General features: G+C 68.7%; 17 protein-coding genes. 2 read left to right on the top strand and 15 right to left on the bottom strand.

The window, feature by feature from the left end; all coding sequences use genetic code 11:
• Positions 1–4: 4 nt before the first annotated feature.
• Positions 5–910: a carbohydrate ABC transporter permease gene (locus ACI3KX_RS02060; RefSeq protein ID WP_404907415.1), complete on the bottom strand. Its 906-nt coding sequence runs from the start codon at positions 908–910 to the stop codon at positions 5–7.
• A gap of 18 nt (positions 911–928) precedes the next feature.
• Positions 929–2,137: an ABC transporter substrate-binding protein gene (locus ACI3KX_RS02055; protein WP_404907413.1), complete on the bottom strand. Its 1,209-nt coding sequence runs from the start codon at positions 2,135–2,137 to the stop codon at positions 929–931.
• A gap of 234 nt (positions 2,138–2,371) precedes the next feature.
• On the opposite strand from ACI3KX_RS02055, the gene ACI3KX_RS02050 reads away from it, so the two are divergent.
• Positions 2,372–2,983: a TetR/AcrR family transcriptional regulator gene (locus ACI3KX_RS02050; protein WP_404907412.1), complete on the top strand. Its 612-nt coding sequence runs from the start codon at positions 2,372–2,374 to the stop codon at positions 2,981–2,983.
• A 5-nt stretch (positions 2,984–2,988) separates the two neighbouring features.
• Here the strand turns inward: ACI3KX_RS02050 and ACI3KX_RS02045 are convergent, their stop codons facing one another.
• The 5 genes from ACI3KX_RS02045 to ACI3KX_RS02025 all read right to left on the bottom strand — a co-directional run bounded on the left by ACI3KX_RS02045 (position 2,989) and on the right by ACI3KX_RS02025 (position 7,973).
• Positions 2,989–3,729 carry an alpha/beta hydrolase gene (locus ACI3KX_RS02045; RefSeq protein WP_404907410.1) on the bottom strand — a complete coding sequence of 247 codons (741 nt, stop codon included), beginning with the start codon at positions 3,727–3,729 and terminating at the stop codon, positions 2,989–2,991.
• A gap of 195 nt (positions 3,730–3,924) precedes the next feature.
• A complete protein-coding gene (locus ACI3KX_RS02040) occupies positions 3,925–5,343 on the bottom strand; it encodes a diguanylate cyclase (protein ID WP_404907408.1) in 1,419 nt (472 codons plus the stop codon).
• Positions 5,297–6,118, bottom strand: a complete 822-nt coding sequence (locus ACI3KX_RS02035; RefSeq protein WP_363358101.1) for an alpha/beta hydrolase — start codon at positions 6,116–6,118, stop codon at positions 5,297–5,299. Before ACI3KX_RS02035 ends, ACI3KX_RS02040 begins: the two co-directional genes overlap by 47 nt.
• Before the next feature lie 270 nt (positions 6,119–6,388).
• Positions 6,389–7,210, bottom strand: coding sequence for an alpha/beta fold hydrolase (locus ACI3KX_RS02030; RefSeq protein WP_404907407.1), 822 nt, complete (start codon positions 7,208–7,210; stop codon positions 6,389–6,391).
• 46 nt (positions 7,211–7,256) lie between these two features.
• Positions 7,257–7,973, bottom strand: a complete 717-nt coding sequence (locus ACI3KX_RS02025; protein WP_363358103.1) for an alpha/beta hydrolase — start codon at positions 7,971–7,973, stop codon at positions 7,257–7,259.
• 179 nt (positions 7,974–8,152) lie between these two features.
• On the opposite strand from ACI3KX_RS02025, the gene ACI3KX_RS02020 reads away from it, so the two are divergent.
• The gene (locus ACI3KX_RS02020) at positions 8,153–10,396 is read left to right on the top strand and encodes a helix-turn-helix domain-containing protein (RefSeq protein ID WP_404907405.1); all 2,244 of its coding nucleotides are present in this window, start codon (positions 8,153–8,155) and stop codon (positions 10,394–10,396) included.
• A 218-nt stretch (positions 10,397–10,614) separates the two neighbouring features.
• On the opposite strand, the gene ACI3KX_RS02015 is transcribed toward ACI3KX_RS02020, so the two are convergent.
• The 8 genes from ACI3KX_RS02015 to ACI3KX_RS01980 all read right to left on the bottom strand — a co-directional run bounded on the left by ACI3KX_RS02015 (position 10,615) and on the right by ACI3KX_RS01980 (position 21,466).
• Complete coding sequence (locus tag ACI3KX_RS02015) at positions 10,615–12,207, bottom strand: amino acid permease (protein WP_363358105.1); 1,593 nt, start codon at positions 12,205–12,207, stop codon at positions 10,615–10,617.
• Positions 12,208–12,382: 175 nt separating this feature from the next.
• On the bottom strand, positions 12,383–13,021 hold the full coding sequence (locus tag ACI3KX_RS02010) for a helix-turn-helix domain-containing protein (protein WP_363358106.1): 639 nt from the start codon (positions 13,019–13,021) through the stop codon (positions 12,383–12,385).
• Between the two features lie 47 nt (positions 13,022–13,068).
• Positions 13,069–14,751: an allophanate hydrolase gene (gene atzF / locus ACI3KX_RS02005; protein ID WP_404907404.1), complete on the bottom strand. Its 1,683-nt coding sequence runs from the start codon at positions 14,749–14,751 to the stop codon at positions 13,069–13,071.
• Positions 14,748–18,374 carry an urea carboxylase gene (gene uca, locus ACI3KX_RS02000; protein ID WP_404907403.1) on the bottom strand — a complete coding sequence of 1,209 codons (3,627 nt, stop codon included), beginning with the start codon at positions 18,372–18,374 and terminating at the stop codon, positions 14,748–14,750. Before uca ends, atzF begins: the two co-directional genes overlap by 4 nt.
• Positions 18,371–19,096, bottom strand: coding sequence for an urea amidolyase associated protein UAAP2 (locus ACI3KX_RS01995; RefSeq protein WP_363358109.1), 726 nt, complete (start codon positions 19,094–19,096; stop codon positions 18,371–18,373). Before ACI3KX_RS01995 ends, uca begins: the two co-directional genes overlap by 4 nt.
• Positions 19,093–19,935 (bottom strand): urea amidolyase associated protein UAAP1, encoded by an 843-nt coding sequence (locus tag ACI3KX_RS01990; protein WP_404907401.1) that lies wholly within the window; start codon positions 19,933–19,935, stop codon positions 19,093–19,095. Before ACI3KX_RS01990 ends, ACI3KX_RS01995 begins: the two co-directional genes overlap by 4 nt.
• Complete coding sequence (locus tag ACI3KX_RS01985; RefSeq protein WP_404907400.1) at positions 19,932–20,531, bottom strand: biotin transporter BioY; 600 nt, start codon at positions 20,529–20,531, stop codon at positions 19,932–19,934. The genes ACI3KX_RS01990 and ACI3KX_RS01985 overlap by 4 nt, the downstream gene beginning before the upstream one ends.
• Before the next feature lie 155 nt (positions 20,532–20,686).
• A complete protein-coding gene (locus tag ACI3KX_RS01980) occupies positions 20,687–21,466 on the bottom strand; it encodes a sulfite exporter TauE/SafE family protein (protein ID WP_404907399.1) in 780 nt (259 codons plus the stop codon).
• Positions 21,467–21,492: the final 26 nt, after the last annotated feature.

Genomic DNA, 21,492 nt, shown 5'->3' with positions numbered 1-21,492 from the left:
TCTCTCATCGCACACTTCCGTCGCGGTTGAGCCGTTGCACGGGCAGAACGATGGCGAGGATGATCACGAGCAAGACGACGGCCAGGGCAGAGGCGAGTCCGACTCTGTTCTCGGTGAAGGCCAAACGAACGACCTGGACCCCTGGCACCATGGTTGAATACCCCGGCCCACCCTGGGTGGTCATGTAGATCAGGTCGAAGCTCGCGATGGCGGCGATCAGCGTGACAGTGACGCACACAACGATCTCGTGCCGCAAGCCCGGGAGCGTCACTGCAAAGAACTCCTGGAGAGCATTCGCCCCGTCGAGGCGTGCCGCTTCATAGAGCGATGCGTCGATGCGCCCTATGCCTGCTGTCAGCACCACGGTGCAGAATCCGATCATCACCCACGATCCGATGAGTCCGACGGCTGGTAGCGCCGTCGAGAAGTCGCCCAGCCACGGTCGAGTAAGGCCACCGAGCCCCACGGATCTGAGCAGCTGATTGATGGGGCCGGCGTCGGCGTACATCCAGGTCCAGGCAACGGCCGCGGCCGCGAGAGGCACGATCTGCGGGAGGAACAAGACAGCGCGGGCAGCCGCGGCGAAACCCGCGGATCTGACTAGGCGTGCTGCCGAGGCGGCGATGAGCCCAAGGGCTACGGGAACGACGCAGATGAACAGGATGAGCGTAAGCGTGTTCACCAGCGATCCGTAGAGCTGCTGATCGGTGAGAACGCTGTGGTAATTGTCCATTCCGACCCACGAAGCGAGGCCGATGCCATCCCAGTCGTAGAACGAGTAGCGGATGGTCTGCGTCAGGGGGTAGACGGCGAAGATGCAGTACATGATCGCAGCGGGCGCGATCCACAGATAGGCAAGGAGGATGCTGGGAAGACGCCTTGACGTCTTCCCAGCCGTTCGGTCGGCCACTACAGCGTGCTCCTCTACTTATTGCTCGACCGCGACCAGGTAGTCAGCCTGAAGTCTCGCGACGTATTCCTCTGGTGTGACTTGGCCTGCGATGAGCAGGTCACCCTGAGGATCGAGTGTGCCGCTCGCCATCCCGGCGGTCGCGTTCGCGAGGAAATCAACGATTCCGTCGTCCGCCGTGACGGCATCGAATGCCGCCACCGTTTCGGCGAACACCGTTCCGGGCTCGGTCGGTGGCGCGGGCATGTCGGCACTCCCTCCACCCACGAGCCCGCCGACGCTGGCAAGTATCTCTCGGGCGCTCTCGCCGTTCACCCAGTTGAGGAAGGCGGCTGCCTCGTTGGGGTGTTTCGCGTTCGCAGGAATCACCACCGCGTTCGGGGCGGCCATCGTTTGGTAGCCGTCCTCGAGCGCCGCCGGCGGGAGGAGGAAGAAGCCGAATGCCCCAGGCGCGGTGGCGTCCAGTCCCGCGGCGAACCAGCTCCCGTTATGGAAGAACAGGCTCTCGCCGCTGGTGAAACGACCGAAGTCGAGATTCGGGTCCGCAGAGCCGAAGTCACGTGGAAAGTAGCCCGCCTCCACCCAGCTCTGAACCTTTGCCGCGGCGTCGATCGTGTCCGCGGTGTCGATGCTCGCCCCAGGCTGATTGAAGACCCAAGACGAAATCGTCTCCGCGGCGCCCAATGACTGTGCGACCCCTTGGAACAGGTAGCTCACGTTGCCGATGAGCGGGGTGATCCCGGCCGCGGACGCTTGTGCAAGCATCGATTCGAATTCCTCCAGGGTGGCGGGAGGTTCGTCAATGCCGAGGGCCTCGAACTTGTCCTTGTTGTAGTAGACCCCGACCAGCCCATACCCGACGCCCATCGCGTAGAGCGAACCCTCGCCCCGGACTCGCCCGTCACCATCAATGGTCCACTGCTCGAGCTGGGACTGGGGGAACTCGTCCCATCCGTAAGCCTCCGAATACTCGTCCAGGTTCAGCAGCAGACTGTTCTTGACGGCGTCACCCGGAGCGGCGAGCCGAAGCAGATCCGGTGTGTTCTGCGCCGCCAGGTACCGGGGGGCGTTCTGCTGCAGCGTAGCGAACGCCTCCGTCTCAAGCTCCACCGTCACCGAGGGGTTCTCCGATTCAAATCCCTCGGCGAGAGCTTCCCAAAGCGCCGATTGATCTTCATTCACTCTCGCGGTGATCGTCACAGGCGAAGAACCGAGCTCGGTGCTCACCGGAACCGCTGTTTGGGCCGGAGTGGTTCCGCCCGGCGCAGCGCATCCGGCGAGGAGCACTGCGAGAAGGGATGCTGCGGCGGTGACCCGAAGTCCTCGATGCCTTCCGCCTGCATGGATGCTGTTGATGGTCGCCTCTCCCTTGAACCGGAGTCGCACAAAAGCTGACTCGCCAGTCAGTATCGCACAAAACTGACTGAACAGTAAACTGTTCGCACCACTCTTGGAGGATCGATGTCTACTACGCGCACGAAGACCGGCGGCACGTATGCCAAGGGCCGTGCCAGCCGGGAGCGGCTGGTGGACGCGACCATGCGATTGGTTGCTCGGAACGGATCGAGAGGAACGACCCTGGCGCAGATCGCTGCCGAGGCGGGCGTCTCCCAAGCAGCGGTGATGTACCACTTCACATCCAAGGAAGAGCTCCTCAACGCGGCTCTCGACCGTCGGGACGAACTCGAGCGTCCCGCGTATCGCGACGCCGGGATTGGGCTCGGGATCTTCGACGCCATCGCGGCAGCAGTCCATCAGTGGAGCTCGCGGCCGGATGCGGTCGGGATGCATTCGGTGCTGATCGCCGAAAATATCGGCAACGACGGCGCTCTCCGGCCGCGACTGCACTCGCACTATGAACGAACCGTAGACGAGCTGACGCAAATCGTGGGCTCGGCGCAGGACGCCGGTGCGATTCGCCGCGAAATCGACCCGCGGCTCAAAGCGATCGAGATCCTCGCCTTCATCAATGGACTGGAGACAGCCTGGTTGCTCAACCCCACGGCTCCCGTGGCCCAGGCAGCGACCCAGTGGGCCGCTAACCAGAAGCTGGCGCTAGCTCAAAGGGACTGAATCTGTCACGGCACTGGGAGCCAAGCAATGACCTTCTCGATCTCGCGATCCCAGTAATCCCAAGTGTGTGCCCCTGGTCCGAACTCGACCCGAACCGGGATCTGCATCTCGTCCGCCACGCGCACAAACGTCTCGTTCTCGTGGAACAGCGGATCATCGACCCCGCAGCAAACATACAAAGCCGGGGCGTCCCGCATATCGGCGACGGGCTGCAGCAGTGCCAAGACATCATCGGCACCGCCAACGATCGACCGGTTATCGAAGATGCGATCCCAGAGACCTGCATCGAGGCTTCCTGGCCCCGGGCGAGTGCGTGCGGCAAGCCCAAGCGCGCCCGACAGGCTTGCTGCTGCGGCAAAGCGCTCGGGATGCCTCAGCGCCCATTTCATCGCGCCATAGCCACCCATGGACAGGCCGGCCACGAAGGACCGGTCGCGGCTGGACGGGACATTGAAGACACGCTCCACGACGCGAGGAAGCTCGTCAGAGAGAAAGCTCCAGTACGCACCACCGTGCACCTCGTCGCTGTAGTACGAGCGGTGCACCTGCGGCATCACAACAGCGAGCCCGCGCGCTGCGGCGTAACGCTCGATGCTTGTCTGGCGCACCCACATGGAGTCATCGTCACTCAGCCCGTGAAGCAGATAGAGAGTGCCGCGAGCCGCCTCCCGCTCCGGGACGATGGCTGTGAGCGAAGAACTGAGTTCGAGGACTTCGGACCGGAACGCGCAATGTAGGACGGCCACTGGATCTCCAATACTGAGTACGTAGTCAGTATCGATCCTAGGCGAATCTCCGAGCCCCTGTACACCGCGCCCGAACTGATCGCGAGCGAAGCGGCGGTGTGGCGCAGGTCGTGGATTGTCATGCGCTCCAGCCGGCTTCCACCAGCGCGGTCTTTGAACCACGACCGGAACCCGATCGCCGGCATCCGTCTTCGATCACGTCGTGAGGGGCGGCGTCTCGAAGGTGGCGCGGTTCTTGCCGGCGCGTTTGGATTCGTACATCGCCCGGTCTGCACGGACGAGCAGCTGCTCGGGTGCGGGGCAAGGGTGCACCCCGGGGAGGAACATCGAGATGCCCACACTGACGGATGCCGAGACCAGCCCCGCCCCCATCGAGATGGGCCCCTGGGTGAGGTGGAGGATCCGCTCTGCGATGGCCGTCGCGGCGGCCTCATCGGCGTTCGCGCAGATGGCGACGAATTCGTCGCCGCCGATGCGGCCCACGACGTCCTCGGAGCGCACTCCGGCGCTCAGCCTGACAGCCAACTCCACGAGCACCATGTCTCCGACCGCGTGACCGAATCGGTCGTTGATCGACTTGAACTCGTCGACATCGAGGAACAGCACGGCAAGTGGTTCGTCGCGCGCGGCTGCCGCTTCGAGTGCGGCCTCCAGACTCTGCTCGAGGAGCTGACGGTTGGCCAAGCCCGTGAGCTGGTCGTGCAGCGCCAGGAATGCCAGCCGGCGCTGCAGTCTGACGCGCACCAGGGTCTGCGACGCCTGGCGTCCCAGCGCCTTCTGCAGATCGAAGAACTGGTCGTCGAACTGCCGGGCACGCCCGAAGAAGCAGACCAGGATCCCCAATCGTCGGTCGTCGTCCATCAATGGCATCACGCTGAGTGCGGCCAGCCGTGTTTCGCGCAGTGCGGCAGCGAGTTGAGGGTACTGAGCGACCGCGGTTTCGTGGTCGACGACGACGACTTCTGGACTGTTGCGCAGGCTGACGATCGGCGGGACCATGCCGGCGAGCGGATTGGTGCCGCCGACCAGGGTGAGTTCGCCGTGGTCGTCCAGCAGCAGCACTCCCGCCTCTCGTGCGGCGAACGCGGTTCTGGCGACCTCCGCGAAGGACTGCGCCACGTCTTCGTCGCTGGCGCTGACCCCGAAGGCACGCGACACCTCCTGCAAGACCCGCACCTGCGCCTCGGACGACTCCGCAGCCCGCTGTGCGTGCAGGAGCTCCCGCTCGTACTGGATGCGGCCGGACGCGTTGAACACCGCAATGCGGTTCATGCCGGCCGCGTCGTCGCGAAGGGAGTTGATCAGCACCGGCAGCCGGGTGCCGTCAGCGCACACCATGGTGAGTGCGACTTCATCGAGCTGACCTTGCAACGGCAGCGCCTGCGCATGCCGGGTCTCGTAGAACAGCTGGCTTCCCGGATCCAGCAGTGCGGCGAACGGCCGGCCTTCGATCTGCGACCGGGTGAAGCCCATCCAGCCGATCAGGGTGTCGTTCGCCTCGAGGATCAGACCCTCGAGCGAGGTGCCGATCAGGCCGCAGGGCGCCCCCTGAAACCACGAGCGCTCGCTAGCTCCGGTCACCGAGATACCCGCGAATCCGAGCGACGACCTCATCTGGCGACGACAGGATCGGCACATGCCCGGTCGCCTCGAGGACCGAAATCGTGCTGCCCTCGATCGCGGCGTGCACGTACTGGCCGACCTCCGCGGGAGCGATGGCGTCGTCGGTGCACTGCATCACCAGCGTCGGAACGGTCACCAGAGGGAGGTCGGCGCGGTTGTCGGAGAGGAACGTGACGTGGGCGAAATGCCTTGCGATGTCCGGATCGATGCTGCAGAAACTCGTCGTGAGCTGCTCGCCGAGTTCCGGCCGCTGCGCGTTGCCCATGATGACCGGCGCCATCGTCCGCGACCAGCCCAGATAGTTGCTGTCGAGGGAGTCGAGCAGCGACGCGATGTCCTCGGGCTCGAAGCCGCCCCGATAGGAGCCGTCGTTGACGTACCGCGGTGACGGGCCCACGAGCACCAGTGCGCCGAACCGGGAAGGGTCGCGGTTCGCCGCCAGAACGCCGATCATCGCACTGACCGAGTGACCGACGAACACGACATCTGTCGCATCCAACGCGTCCAGGATCTCGAGCACGTCGTCCGCATAGCCATGCAGCGAGTCGTACTTGCCCGCGTCGTACGCCGACAGGTCCGATCCCCCAGCGCCGACGTGGTCGAACAGGACCACCCTGTGGTCGGCCTCGAACTGCGGAGCGACGAGACCCCACGTCGCCTTGCTGCACCCGAAGCCGTGCGCGAACATCATGACGCGGCCGCCTGCGGCGCCCGAGACGGTGACGTTGTTGCGCTGCAGAGCAGCGCGCGTACCCAGGACCGACATATCTGCTCCAGGTGCGTCTCCCCGTCGCGCCGGATAGGCGCGCCCAGCAGAAATCGTAAACGAGAATGCGCCGGCATCCCGCACCGGCGGCGAAGAGACGGTGAGGTGCGTGCGGTCGATCGACCGCACGCACCCGAAGATCGATCACCCAGCAGGTTCGCATCACGGGCGAAGGACGATGACGGATGCCGCAGCCCTCGGCTGCGGCATCCGTCATCGCTATCGCATCGCGACGCGCGTCGTCACCCTCGCGGGCGCGACCCGGGTGCGTTACCTCGCGAGGAACGCCAGGATGTCGGCGTCCAGCTGTTCCTGGTACTCCCCCGCGATCCCATGCGGGGCGCCGGCGTAGACCTTCAGCTCGCCGTGCTTGACGAGCTCGGCGCTCTTGACCGCGGCATCCGCGATCGGAACGATCTGGTCGTCGTCGCCGTGTGCGAGGAAGATCGGCACGTCGAGCGACTTCAGGTCTTCGGTGAAGTCGGTCTCCGAGAACGCGGCGACGCAGTCGTAGGCGGCCTTGAGTCCGACGAGCATGCCCTGGCGCCAGAAGTCGTCCCGCGCGCCCTGCGACACCTTCGAGCCCTCACGATTCGCGCCGAAGAACGGCACGGAGAGGTCCTGGTAGAACTGCGACCGGTCCTTCAGGACACCCTCGCGGATGGCGTCGAAGGCCTCGATCGGGGTGCCGTCGGGGTTCGATTCGGACTTGACCATGACGGGCGGCACAGCACCGGCCGTCACGATCTTGGCCACCCGGCCGACGCCGTGCTGCGCGGCGTACCGCACGACCTCGCCGCCACCGGTGGAGTGGCCGATGAGCACGATGTCGTGCAGGTCGAGCTGCTCGACGAGCTCGGCGAGGTCACGCGCGTAGGTGTCCATGTCGTTGCCCTGCCAGGGCTGCGACGACCGGCCGTGACCACGGCGGTCGTGTGCGATCGCACGGTAGCCGTGGTCGGCGAGCAGCTTCAGCTCGACCTGCCAGGCGTCAGAACTCAGGGGCCAGCCGTGGCTCAGGATGACCGGCTGACCCGAGCCCTGGTCGGTGTAGTAGATCTGAGTTCCGTCTGCGGTGGTGATGTACGGCATCAGTGTGCTCCTTCGGTGGCGATGAGTGGATGGGTGGGGTGGAGGGTCACGCCAACTCGGCGATGGCCTCGGTGATGACGGCCACGACCTCGGCGGGGTGCGTCTGCATCACCAGGTGCGGCGCGTCGATCTCGATGACCTTGCGCACACCGGCGCGCTGGTAGCCGAAGCGCTCGACATCGGGGTTGATGGTGTGGTCGGCGCTCGAGACGATGCCCCACGAAGGCTTCGTCTTCCATGCGGCGACCGGAGCCGGCTCGCCGAAGGCGACCGCCGACAGCGGGCGCTGCGAGACGGCGAGGACGCGAGCCGACTCGGGGTCGACACCGGCGGCGAATACCTGCGGGAAGGCGTCGATCTTGACCGAGACGTCGGTGCCGGGTTCTCCGCCGTCGACGGGATACAACGAGTACACGAGGTTCGCTGCAAGCTCGGAGTCGGGGAAGCCGCCCTGCAGCTGCCCCAGGCTCTCGCCCTCGTCCAGTGCGTAGCCCGATACGTAGACCAGACCGACGACGTTCTCGGCGACGCCGGCGACTGTGATCACCGCACCGCCATAGGAGTGGCCGGCCAGCAGCACCGGGCCGTCGATCTGCTCCACGAACGACTTGAGGTACGCCGAGTCGCCCGAGAGGCTGCGGTTGAACACCGGCGGCACGAGCACGGTGTAGCCGTCGTCGAGCAGGCGACGCGTGACGGGGGCCCAGCTCGCGGCGTCGGCGAAGGCACCGTGGACGAGCACGATGGTGGGGGAATCCGACATGGTTCTCTCTTTCTCTGTGGTGCCGGGCGGCGAGATAGGAGAACCGTCCGGCGGGGATTTTGCAGAGAGGCGCAACGCTGAGACCCTCGGACTGTGGTCAGTACGTCCAATTCGAGTCCATCGCCCTGCTGGGCACCACGAAGTTTTCACGCAGCTTCGAATCCTCTGCTCTCCCGCCGATGAACTCAGCGGTACCTCTGCAAGAACTGCTCCGCCAGCACCGCCGTGACGCAGACCTCACGCTCGAAGGACTCGCCGAACGCTCGGGCGTGAGCGACCGCACGATCAGCGACATCGAGCGCGGCATCAGCCTCGGACCCCGCCGAGGCACCATGCTCGCCCTCGCCGATGCGCTCGAGCTGCGCGATGACGAACGCGAGCGCTTCCTCGCGTCCGCTCGTGCCGGGAGGATGCCGGCTGCGCCGGACGCCCGATCGGTCGACATCGAGCCGCACAGACTCGCCGATTTCATGGGCCGGGAGTCCGAGATCCTCAGCGTCGTCGCGCAGCTCGACCCCACCGGTGCGGCAGGCGACCTGGCGGCGCCGGTGGTGCTCCACGGAGCCCCGGGAGTGGGAAAGACCTCCATCGCCATCGAGGCGCTACACCGGTGCGCTTCGCTCACGCCCACCCGCCTGTTCGTCGATCTCGGCGGGCTCGACGCCGTGCCGCTCACGCCGTTGCAGGTGCTGCAGGCGCTGCTTCGGCAGCTGACGGGCGATCCGGACGTGCCCAAGACGCTGGGCGAGGCCGCGGCGGCATGGCGGACAGCGGCTGCGGCATCGACTGTCGCCATCCTGCTCGACGATGCCGCCAACGAAGCGCAGATCCGACCGGTGCTGACCTCCGATGGCCAGGGCGCCGTCGTGGTCACGTCACGCCGCGCACTCGCCGGACTCGAGTCGGCCCGGCGGCTCACGATCGGTCCGCTGCCGCGGCAGGAGGCCATCGCGTTCCTCCAGCGGATCATCCCCGAAGACCAGGCGCTGACCGGCGACCTCGACGAGCTGGCCGGATTCTGCGACGACATCCCGCTCGCCCTCCGCATCGCCGGCAACCGCCTGGCGACCCAGCCGACGTGGACCGTCGAGGACTTCCTGCGACGGCTGCGCAGAGAAGAGCGCCGCCTGAGCGTCCTGGTGGCCGGCGACCTCGCCATGGAATCGACGTTCGGCCTCTCGTACGAGCATCTCGCCGCGCCCTCGCAGACGCTGTTCCGCCGGCTGTCGCTGGTCGATGGGCCGTCGTTCGACGCGCGGCTCGCGGGCGCGGTCGGCGATCTCGGTGTGGATGACGCGGAGGACCTGCTCGATGGGCTCGCCGCGCTCGGTCTGGTCGAGACGCTCCGCGGCGACCGCTACCGGCTGCACGACCTTCTGCGCCTCTACGCGGCATCCCGACTCCGGGCGGAGGAGACGTCAGACGCCATCTCGGCGGAGCGCCGCCGTCTTCGTGACTGGCTGCTCGCCACTGCGATCACCGCAGGCGCGCGCTTCGAGCCGAGGCCGCCCGATGCGCCGGCGGTGGACGGGCGGCTCACGTTCTCGTCGAATGACGAAGCACGAGCCTGGCTTATCGCCGAGGCGGAGCACTGGTTCTCGGCGTACCAGGCCGCCGCATCGCGCGGGGACCACCTCACGGTGGTGGCGGTCGCCGACTCGCTGCACTGGTTCTCGGACCTCTGGCGTGCGTGGGGACGCTGGCAGGAGGTCTTCGCCGCGTCCGTGGCGGCGGCCGTGGCGCTCGACGAGCCCGCGCAGCAGGCGCGGCATCTGGGATACCTGGCGTGGGCGCAGCTCGTCGAGACCTTCGATCCCGCGCAGGCGCGCACGACCGCCGAGGCCGCCCTCCGGGCGGCGCAGCGTGTCAGTGACGTGCAGCAGAGCGGCTGGGCGAACTTCTACCTCGCCTGGAGCATGCTGAACGTGCGCGATTTCGATGTGGCTCACAGATATGCGGATGCCGCGGTGCAGGACTTCGCCACGGCCGGCGATGTGGAGGGCGAGCTGCAGGCGCGTTCGATCGGGGCGAGCATCCGCAGCCGCTACGAGCCCGAAGCGGCCATCGATGAGCACCGTGAGCTTCTCGAGTTCGTGGCACGCGTCGGCGACGAGCTGCCGGCCAGCATCCGCGGCCTGACGGAGACCAACGCCCACGCAGTCATCGCCTACGGCCTGCTCCAGCTCGGTCAGCATGAGGATGCTGTCGCCGCGGCATCCGCTGCCCTTGCGATCGGCTCGTCGGCAGAGTTCCAGAGCGGGCATGCCTCAGCCCACCGGCACCGTGGCCTGGCGCAGCTCGCGCTCAGCCACGTCGACGCGGCGCGCTCCGATCTGACGGCCGCGCTCACCCTGGGCGCCGGAGCGCGCTCCGGGACGTGGCTCGACGAGGTGAGAGCGGCGCTGGACGCGATTCCGGGATGACGCCGAAACGGCGCGGCCGCCCGGCCAGGAACGAGTCCTCTCCCTGATGTCGGATCTCGTCGCGGCGATGTTGCCGACTTCTCCCCGTGCCCGACCAACGAGAGTGCCCGACCAACGAGAGTCCTCTTGAGCGCCATCACCTCAGGCTCAGGAGAACGCACGCCGGCTGTCACGGGGCGCCTCCGGCGCGCATGCGTCCTTGCCGAGGTCCTCCGCCGCTACGCCTCCCCCTCGCCGGCGGCGACGCTCACGGGCGTCGAGGCGGTGATCGGGATGTGCGCGAGAACGATGGGGCCGCGCGCGCGGCGGTGCAGCAGCAGGTAGCCACCGCCGATCGCGAGGCTCAGCCCGATCGTGATGAGCGCGCTCCACTGCAGCAGCGGCGAGTTCCCCTCCAGGTCGTAGATCTCGGGACGCGGCCACACCAGGTTCACGATCATGGCGAGCTGGAACGCGACCGCGAGTCCGTTGAGCAGCAGGCCCCAGCGCCCCAGGGTGAACAGCGGCTTGCCGCCCTCGTCGACGCCGGTCGGCAGGCCGCCGGTGCGACGGTGACGGAATCGTGCAATCAGCAACGGCGCGGTGACGCCGAGGTAGGCGATGTAGATCATCGCGATGCCGATGCTCGACAGCGCGGTGAACAGAGCGGGCTGACCGAAGTTCACGACGAGGGCGATCGCCGCGCCCACCCCCACGACGACCGATGCCGTGATCGGAGTGCCGGTGCGGCGCGAGACGCGGCCGATCGAGCGGTGGAAGGGAAAGGCGCGTTCCCGCGACATCGAGTACATCATGCGAGCGCCCGCGGTCTGCACGGCGAGCGTGCACGCGAAGACAGCGACGGCGACCGTGCACAGCATGAGACGCCCGCCGACATCGCCGAGGACGGCGGTGATGACGTACGACAGTCCATAGGTGGCGAGCTGCCCGTCGTCGAGGCTGGGGGCGGCCAGCAGCGCGCCGATGATGAGCAGGGCGCCACCGAGTCCCGAGAACGCCAGCGCCCGCAGGATCGTGCGCGGAGTGGTGCGACGCGGGTTGTGGGTCTCTTCGGCCAGCTCGCTCGCTGAATCGAAGCCGACGAGGACGTAGGCAGCCATGAGCGACGACGCGAGCCATGCGAACAGGTAGGGCTCGGTGCCCACGCGACCCTCGGTCGTGAGGAGGATCGACGGGTCGCGCTGCGGCAGAAGGAAGAGGATCGCGATCAGCACGATCGCGCCGACGATCTCGATCACGACCCCGAACGAGGTGATGCGGGCCATCAATCGGACGCTGAGGATGTTCACCGTGGTCGTCGCGGTCAACATGATCAGTCCGAGCACGATCGCGTTCGCGGCACCCGTCGGCGACGCGATCGACGGGTCGGCGCCCGGGCCGCCGACGATCTGGAAACCGTCCCAGATCGCGGGCAGAACGGCCTGCACGGCGATCGCGGCGACGGCGACCGTGATCACCTGGCCGATGATCATCGTCCACCCCGTCATCCAGCCGAAGACCGTTCCGGCGAGGCGGCTGGACCAGTGGAAGATCGCCCCCGAGATCGGCCAGCGGGCCGACAGCTGTGCGAAGTTGAGCGCCACCAGGAGCTGGCCGACGAAGACGGCTGGCCATGTCCAGAAGAACGCCGCTCCCCCGAGGCCGAAACCGAGGGCGAACAGCTGGAAGACGGTGGTGAGGATCGAGACGAACGAGAAGCCGGCCGCGAAGGACGAGAACGACCCCACGCCGCGATGCAGCTCCTGGGTGTAGCCGTGATCGGTGTCGGCACCGGAGTGGTGGAGCGAGGATTGCCGTGCAGTCAATGCCATGTCGGGCCCTTTCGGATGCGGCGTGCGAGACGTGCCCGAACAGGCGATGGAGCCCGATACCTGTCAGGCGATAGTTATCGTGTTTCGAGTGTGGAGGCCCGTGGTTCCACACCGATTGCCGCCCCGTTTCAGGCGTGTAACAGTGTTTCCACGGTCGAGCGACCGTGGAGAGGGCTCAGCGAGCGGCGGCGATCGCGGACTCGTCCAGGCCGCAGACTCGCAGGCACGCGTCCGCGATGTGAAGAGCGTCGATCGACTCGCCATCGCGGCGCAGCGGAATCACGATCTCGACGAGATGGATGATCGCGGCACCGAGCTCAGCGGCGGTCCACGAAGCGCGTATCGCATCGGTGGCGGCATCCCACGCGAATGTTCCGTAGGCATCGCGCAGCTCGCGCCGGGAGGCGCGGAAGCCGTCGAACCGATCACGATTCGCCTCCGGCAGGAGGTAGAGGATGCCGATGTTGTGAGGGGCGGAGACGAGCGTCTCGACGTCCCGGACGGCGAGCCGGTGCAGCGCCACGGCAGGCGCGAGGCCGCGGTCGGCGCGCAGGCTCGCTGCGAACTCGACGCTCGGGCGCACCGTGCGCTCGAGCAGTTCGACGAGGATGTCGTCCTTGCCCGCGAAGTGGTAGTACAGCGACGCTTGACGGATGCCGATGCGGTCGGCGATCGCGCGGGTCGTCGTGGCCGCGAACCCATGCTCCACGAACAGTGCGGCGGCGGCGTCGAGGATCTCGTCGCGCGGGGCCAGATGGGTGGATCCGGCGGTGGCCCGGGGCCTGCCTGCGCGGGCTCGGGGCGTCGTGCTCATACCGGCATCCTCGCACGATCGTGCGAGGATGCCGGTCGCTGGGCGGGTCAGACGGCGGCCAGGTGGGCGCGCCAGCCGCCCCGGGCCGAGATATCGACCGCGCCCTCGAGCGCGGCGGGCGTCGCGAGGAATCCGGCGACGCGCGTACCGTCAGCCAGGGACACGGACCCGATGGCCAGCGGCGGCGGGACCGCATCGACGACGGCGGCGAAGCCCTCGGCCGAGAACTCCCACACCTCCCCCGCGATCGTCGCGCCCCCCGATCCGGTATGCACCAGCCCCGGCTTCGGCGGCGTTGTCGCGAGCGCGTGGAACGTGTACTCCCCGACGGTGCTCGCCGCGCCGACGAGGCGACCACCCGCGCTGACCAGCTGGCGGTTGAGCGGCTCCCCCGTCAGATGCGCCCCGACGACGAAGAGACGACGAGGAGCCGCCTGGAAGCGCTGGGCGATCTGCGCGAGCACCCGGTCGGTGAACGCCGGCCCGGTGAGCATGATGCCGAACGGCAGCCCGTCGACCAGGCCGCTCGGTACCGCGAGCGCAGCCATGTCGAGCAGGTTGGCGAAGTTCGTGAACCGTCCCATGCGGGAGTTCGCGGCGATCGGCTCGGCCGCGACTTCGGCGAGCGTCGGATGCCAGGTCGTCGTAGGGGTGAGCAGCGCCGCACAGCCTTCCAGCGCTTCGGCACCGCGCAGTCGCAGATCGTCGAGCCGCTCCATGTCGGCGAACAGCTCGTGCGCGGCGGGGGCAGCCCCGGCGAGGATGATGCCCGCGACCGTCGGGTCGAGATCACCGCCGATCTGCTCACGGTGCTCGTCGATGTGCGAGCCCACCGCGCTGTATCGCTCCGCGACGAATGCCCCCTCGTACAGCAGCCGCGCGGCATCGAGGAGGGCGGAGATGTCGCGTTCGACGACCTCGAACCCGGCCGAACGAGCGGTGGAGACCGCGGCCTCGAAGGCCTCGCGCCATCCGGCGGCGAGACCGTCGAGCTGCGCCGGCAGGGGCACCGCGAGGCGCGCGCGAGGCGGCAGCGCCGCGTGCGCGGCATCCGTCCTCGCCAGCGGATCGCGTCCGTCGAGTCCCGTCATCGTCTCGACGGCGGTCCGGGCGAGCTGGAGATCGCGGGCGAAGACCGTCACGACGTCCTGCGTGCGACACGCGGGCACGACGCCCGTGGTCGGCACCAGACCCTTCGTCGGCTTGACGCCGACGATGCCGTTGAGAGCAGCCGGCACGCGACCGGAGCCCGCGGTGTCGGTGCCGAGCGCGAGATCCACGATCCCGAGCGCGACCGCCACCCCCGACCCCGACGACGAGCCGCCAGAGATGCGGGCGGGATCCCACGCGTTGCGCACCGCACCGAACGGCGATCGCGTGCCCACCAGCCCCGTCGCGAACTGGTCGAGGTTCGTCTTTCCGACGACGATCGCCCCGGCGGCACGCAGACGCGCCACCGCGGTCGCATCGGCGGCCGGCTCGTAGGAGAAGGATGCCGATCCTGCCGTCGTCGGCAGTCCCGCCACGTCGATGTTGTCCTTGACCGCGACGGTGAGTCCGGCCAGAGGCAGGTCCTCGCCCACCTCGACCCGTGCATCGATTGCTGCGGCCTCGGCGACGAGATCCTGCGCGTCACGCAACGAGATCCAGATCTCGGGACGTTCGACGTCCGCGATCCGCGCGAGGGCGCGGTCGACTGCGGTGCGAGCTGTGGTGTGCCGGCCGGTCATGCGTGTGCTCCGATCGCAGCGAGGATCTGTCCGGGAGCGACCTGCTCTCCGGGCGAGGCATACAGTTCGAGCACGCGGCCCCCGCGCGGCGCCACCACTTTCGACTCCATCTTCATGGCTTCGACCGACAGGATCGGATCCCCCTCGGCGACGGACGCGCCGACGTCGACGGACAGCTGCCACACGGTCGAGGCGAACGGGGCGTAGACGGGCTCGGCGCCCTCGGGAAGCACGATCTCGGCGGATGCGGGCGGGGTCGGCGGCTCGTCCGAGCGCTCGAACTCGCCCGCAAGACGCCAGCGCTCGCGCTCCTCGGAGAAGGCTGCGCTCTGGCGCTCGCGGAATCCGGCGATCGACTCCGCGTTCGCCTCGAGGAACCGCTGGTGCTCCGCGATCGAGAACGTGCCGTCGACGGTCTCGTACCGCCCGCGCCCGGCATCCGTCTCGGCGCGCAGCTCGAGCAGCTCCTCGGCCGAGACCGGGTACCACTCGATGCGATCGAAGAACCGCAGCGCCCACGGATTCTCCTGGAACAGGCCGCCCCGGCGGAAGCGGTTCCAGATCTGCACCGTGCGGCCGACGAACTGGTAGCCGCCCGGGCCCTCCATGCCGTAGATGCACATGTACGCGCCGCCGATGCCGACCGAGTTCTCGGCGGTCCACGTGCGCGCCGGGTTGTACTTGGTCGTGACCAGGCGATGGCGCGGGTCGAGGGGTGTGGCGACCGGCGCTCCGAGATACACGTCGCCGAGGCCCAGCACCAGATAGCTCGCGTCGAACACCGTACGGAACACATCGTCGACGGAGTCGAGTCCGTTGATGCGGCGGATGAACTCGATGTTCCACGGCGTCCACGGCGCATCGCCTCGGACACCGTTCATGTACCGCTCGATCGCCAGGCGCGTGGCCGGATCGTCCCAGCTGAGCGGCAGGCGCACCGTGCGAGAGGGCACGACGAGCTCGCTCGTGGGCGGTACCTCGGCCTCGAGCTCCTGCAGCAGGGCCGCCATCTTCGACGCCGGCAGGATCGACGGGTCGGTGTGCACCTGGAGCGAGCGGATGCCGGGAGTCACGTCGAGCACGCCGGCAGGGGCGTGCTCCGCCAGCGTCTCCTGCAGGGCGTGCACGCGCATCCGCAGCGCGAGGTCGAGCTGCATCGGACCGTACTCGACCAGCACGTTCGAGTCGCCGTCGCGGCGGTAGGTCACCGCCGGGTCGTCGCCGGATGCCTCCTTCCGCGCGTACACGCCGTCGTCTCCGTCGCCGCCATGTGTGATCAGGGTCGGCGACGCACGTCGGTTCACCAGCGCGGGCGCCTCCGCCTCGGCGACCGGCGAGAACCGCACCCGGTCGCCGGGGCGAAGCTGGCCCACCTTCCACAGCTCGCCGCTCGCGACGACCGCGGGGCACACGAATCCGCCGAGGGAGGGACCGTCCGGACCGAGGATGATCGGGGTGTCGCCGGTGAAGTCGATCGCGCCGACCGCGTACGGGGTGTCGTGGATGTTCGAGGGGTGCAGGCCCGCCTCGCCGCCATCAGGGCGCGCCCAGCGGGGCTTGGGCCCGATGAGCCGCACACCGGTGCGGGCCGAGTTCAGGTGCACCTCGTAATCGGTGGCGTAGAAGGCGTCGAGGTCATCGCGCGTGAAGAACTCCGGCGCGCCGTGCGGCCCCTCGGTGACGCCGATCGTCCACGCGTCGGTAAGCGCCGGCCGGCGCTCGGCCGGCGTCGCGTCGCCGAGTGGTGCCGACACGGCGGCGGGGCCGATCGTTCCGGGGCGCAGCACGTCGCCGGCGAGCAGCGCGCGCCCGCCGTGTCCGCCGAATCCGCCGAGCGTGAAGGTCGATGCGCTTCCCAGGTACGCCGGCACGTCGAATCCCCCGCGCAGGGCGAGGTAGGTGCGCAGGCCCGGCCCGGTGGCGGAGCCGATCGCCAGCGTCGAACCCGCGGGCACGCGGACCGGTTCCCACAGCGGGATGCGCTCACCGTCGATCGTGCTCATCGCCGCCGCCCCGGTCACGGCGATCACCGCGGCGTGCGAGAACCGCAGCGTGGGCCCCGTGAGCGTGATCTCCAGCCCGGGCGCGCCTTCAGGGTTGCCCACTGCCAGGTTCGCCTCGGCGAGCGAGACCCGATCGAACGGGCCGCTCGGCGGAACGCCGATCTGCCAATAGCCGACCCGGCCGGGAAGATCCTGCACTGTCGTCATCGCGCCCGGCGCGATCACGTCGATGCGCGGATCGGGGTCCTCTGTCACGTCGAGCGTCGACGTGCTGTGCGTCGCAGCGACGAAGGCGGGGGCATGCGCCAGCGAACGCAGCAGGCCGAGGTTGGTGACGATGCCATCCACACGACTGTCGCCGAGTGCGGTGCCGAGCAGTTCGAGAGCCGCGCGGCGATCGTCGGCGTGCGCGATCACCTTCGCGAGCATCGGATCGTACGAGGCGGTGACCTCGGTGCCGTCCTCGACCCAGCCGTCCAGCCGGACGCCCGCCATCGGTTCGCTGCCCTGCCCCGGGAAGGCGGCGCGGGTGACCAGGCCCGTCGAGGGCAGCGAGTTCCGGCCGGGGTCCTCCGCGTACACGCGCGCCTCGACCGCAACACCGCGCGGCATCCATTCGCGAGAGAACAGGTCGCCGGGAAGCCCTGCGGCGCCGTCCCGTGCGAGCGTCAGCATCATCGCGACCAGGTCGACGCCGAACACCTCCTCTGTGACCGGATGCTCGACCTGCAGGCGCGTGTTCACCTCGAGGAACGAGGCCTCCTCGCGCGCCGGATCGTAGACGAACTCCACGGTGCCGGCGCTGCGATACGAGACCGAAGCCGCGAGCTCGCGCGCAGACCGATGCAGCAGCTCGCGCACGCGATCGGGCAGCGCCGGTGCGGGTGCCTCTTCGATGACCTTCTGATTGCGCCGCTGCAGCGAGCAGTCGCGGTCGCCGAAGACCGCGACCCCGCCCTCGCCATCGCCGAACACCTGCACCTCGACATGACGGGCGGGGCGCACGAAGCGCTCGAGGAAGATCCCCGTCGACCCGAAGTTCGCCGAGGCGAGCGCCGCGACGCGCGCGAACGCGTCGCGGACCTCGGTCGCGCTGAAGCACGCCTGCATGCCGATGCCGCCGCCGCCGCCCGTGGCCTTGACCATGACCGGGTACCCGATCCCGTCGGCCGCGGCGACCGCCTCGTCGGCGTCGCGCAGGAGGCCGGTGCCCTGCACGAGCGGGACGCCCGCGCGCCGTGCCAGCTCTCGTGCGGTGTGCTTCTCGCCGAACGCGGCGATGTGCTCGGCGGACGGACCGACGAATCCGATGCCGGCCTCCTCGACGGCCGCGGCGAACGTGAGGCTCTCCGACAGGAAGCCGTACCCGGGATGGATCAGCCCGGCCCCGGTCGCGACCGCGGCCTCGAGCACGACATCCGTCCGCAGATACGACTCCTTCGGGGCGGCGGGACCGAGGCGCACCGCCTGATCGGCCTCGCGTACGTGGGGCGCCGCGCGGTCCGCGTCGGAGTAGACGGCGACCGTGCCCATGCCGAGCTCGCGGGCCGAGCGGATGATGCGCCGCGCGATCTCGCCGCGGTTGGCGATGAGGACGGTGTCGCGGGAGAGGGAAGTCATCGGGTCTCCTCGGTGTCACGCGGGTCCACTGTGATCATCCGCAGCGGAGTGGGGTTGAAGTCGTTGCACGGATTGTTCATCTGCGGGCAGTTCGAGACGACGACGAGCACATCGCGCTCGGCGCGCAGCGCCACCCGCTTGCCGGGGGCGCTCATGCCGTCCACGATCCCGAGACGCCCGTCGGCCTCGACCGGCACGTTCATGAACCAGTTGATGTTCGAGACGAGGTCGCGCGCGCCGAGGCCGTGGATGGCGCCCTCGGTGAGGAAGTTCTCTCGGCACGCGTGCTGGAACGACACGTGATGGCCGTATCTGAGCGTGTTGGATTCCTTGGAGCACGCACCGCCGATCGTGTCGTGACGATCGATCTCGTTCGCGACGACGGTCATCAGCGGCAGCGATTCGTTCGAGAGGAGCACCGAGCCTTCGCGCAGGTAGGCGTTGCCCTGTGCGACCAGCGTGTCGGGAGCGCTGTAGCGGTGAGCGGTGTCGTGCGCGTCGAACACGAGGAAGTCGGCGGACTGGTTGCCGCCGACGTCGACGATCGTGAGCACGTTTCCGGCGGCGACGACAGCCGACCACGACGCGTTGGACGCGACGCGGTCGTCGGCGACAACGCGGCCCGCAACCGCGGCGTCGCTCCAGTCCAGCGGCGAGTCGGGTGCCGCGACAGCGCCGACCGGCACCGCGCTGTCGAGAGGTGCAGTGATTTGGGTGGTCATAGTCCGCATGCCTCCGCATAGTCGAGGGTGTTGAGATACGCCCGGCGCGATTCCGGGGACTCGGCGAACCGCGGGTCGTCGGGCAGAGTGGGCGATCCCCGCCACGCGTGCACCCGCAGCGGGCCGCTCCGGTAGCCGGAGGCGGGGTCTGCGGGGTGCATCACGTTCGCGATCAGCACGATCAGGGGAATCTCGGCCACGAGCGTGACGGAGGTGCCCGCTCCCGCGGACCCGAGCCACTCGACCGCTCCGTCCGCAGCGACGCGCACCCCCTGGAAGAACGAGATGCTCGGCGGCAGGTCGCGCGCGCCGAGCCCGTGCTTCGCGGCAGCCTTCAGGAACAGAGCGCGTCCCGAGGGCGCCGGTCCCTCCGGACGCGCGTCGCCGAATCGAGCGCGGTTCGCGGCATCCGTCGACGTGCCGAACAGGGCGTCGTGACGTCCTGAGGTGTCGTCGACGATCGTGGCGAGAACGCGCCCGTCACCGGAGAGGAGCGGATGCCCCGTCCCCAGGTACGCCTGCCACGGGATCTTGACGGTGTCGGCGGTGTTCAGCCGTTCCCACGGCTCGTGCGCGTTGAACAGGAGCACGTGCGCATTCGCGTCGCCCGTGGGGTCGTCGAACCGCAGATGCGTGCCCCGCGCGATGACGCGGTGCGTGTATCCGCCCGGGGCCACCGTCTCACCCCATGTCAGCGACGCCGGGTCGATGCCGGACGGCGCGAACGGGGATGCGGAGGCCGGGAGGTACGGCATCCACTCGCTGGTCAGTCCGCCCTGGGCGCGGGCATCCGCACGCGCGTTGCCTACCGTGTCGGTGGCGCGCTCCTCCGCGCTCATCGCTCGTCCTTGCGCGTGGCGCGTGCGACGAGCACCGTGGCGCCCGGCACGAGCACCGCGGCGGCGGCGAGCTTGATGGCGTCGCCGGCCAGGAACGGGAAGAGACCTGCGTTCGCCGCGTCGCCGAGCGTCATGCCGAGCGAGATCGCCAGCCACGGCACCCCCACTGCGTACACGGCAGCGGATCCGGCGACGAGCGCCGCGACCGTGGGCAGCACTCGGCCCGACGAGTGTTCCACGATGCGACCGACCAGCCATGCGGCGATGACGAAGCCGACGAGATACCCGCCGGTCGCGCCGAGTACGACGTCGATCCCCGACTCGGCGGACGCGAACAGGGGGACGCCCAGCGCGCCGGCCACGAGGTAGACGAGCATCGACGCGGCGCCGCGCATCGACCCCAGCGTGGCGGCGACCAGCAGGACGCTGAAAGTCTGAAGTGTGAACGGCACGGGGTGCAGCGGCACGACGACCTGTGCGGCGACCGCCGTGAGCGCCGCACCGGCGCCCACGAGCAAGAGGTCTCCGACCGCCGACCTCGGAACGATGCGATCGATGAGGGATGCCCGCGAGCGCGGGACACTGACAATGGCCATTCCGGAACTCCCTACCCATATCTGTCAACCGACAGGTATCTGAGTATGGAACGGCCCGGTGTCGCCGCGATTGTCGAGACGTTTCCGCCGTGTAACAGCTCGCCCGGGCCTGCAACGCGGAGGGTGGGGTGCCCAGCACGCCCCGCGATAGTCGTTCAGCGAGAGCGGCGCCCCCGGGTCGCCTTGACCGCCATCTGCGCCGCGATGAACACGAGGAAGACGGCGAAGAGCACGTTGCCGACGAACGGCTCGACGATCGTCGCGAGCCACGCGCCGAGCGCCGTCGTCGTGCAGGCTGCGAGTCCGACGCACGCCGCCGACACCAGGTCGACGTTGCCACGGCGGACGTTGCCGATCGTCCCGGAGATCGCCGCGGGGATCATCATGAGCAGTGACGTGCCCTTCGCGACGAGGTCGCTGGTGCCGAAGACCATCATCAGCACGGGTACGACGATGATGCCGCCGCCGACCCCGATGAGACCCGAGACCGTGCCGGTCACCACGCCGAGCAGCACGAGGGCGACACCGCTCCCCCACGTGAGCACGAGCTGGGCGTCGCGGGAGGGGATCACCAGGAAGAGGGACACGATGACGGCGGCGAGGAATCCCACGAAGATCCAGCGCAGCGCGGTCTGCGACACCTTCGGGAGGAGCCACGTGCCGATCTGCGCGCCGCCGACAGCACCGGCCGCGATCAGCAGGGCAGGGATCCAGGCCACTGCGTCGTTCAGGCCGTAGGAGATCACACCCACCGTCGCGGTCGGCACGATCGCGGCGAGCGACGTCCCCGCTGCGAGGCGCTGGTCGAAACCGAGGAGCAGCACGAGCAGCGGCACGACGACGGTCCCGCCCCCGACACCGAAGAGGCCTGACAGGAGGCCCGCCAGAAGACCGATCCCGATGCAGATCGCGATCCCGCGGGGAGTGCGTCGCATGATGCGAGCCGAGGTCATGACCTCTC

It is taken from the genome of Microbacterium sp. ZW CA_36 (assembly GCF_044987475.1).
Taxonomy (GTDB): domain Bacteria; phylum Actinomycetota; class Actinomycetes; order Actinomycetales; family Microbacteriaceae; genus Microbacterium.
Note: the sequence above shows the minus strand (reverse complement) of the source record. Positions and strands in the feature narration are given on the sequence as shown.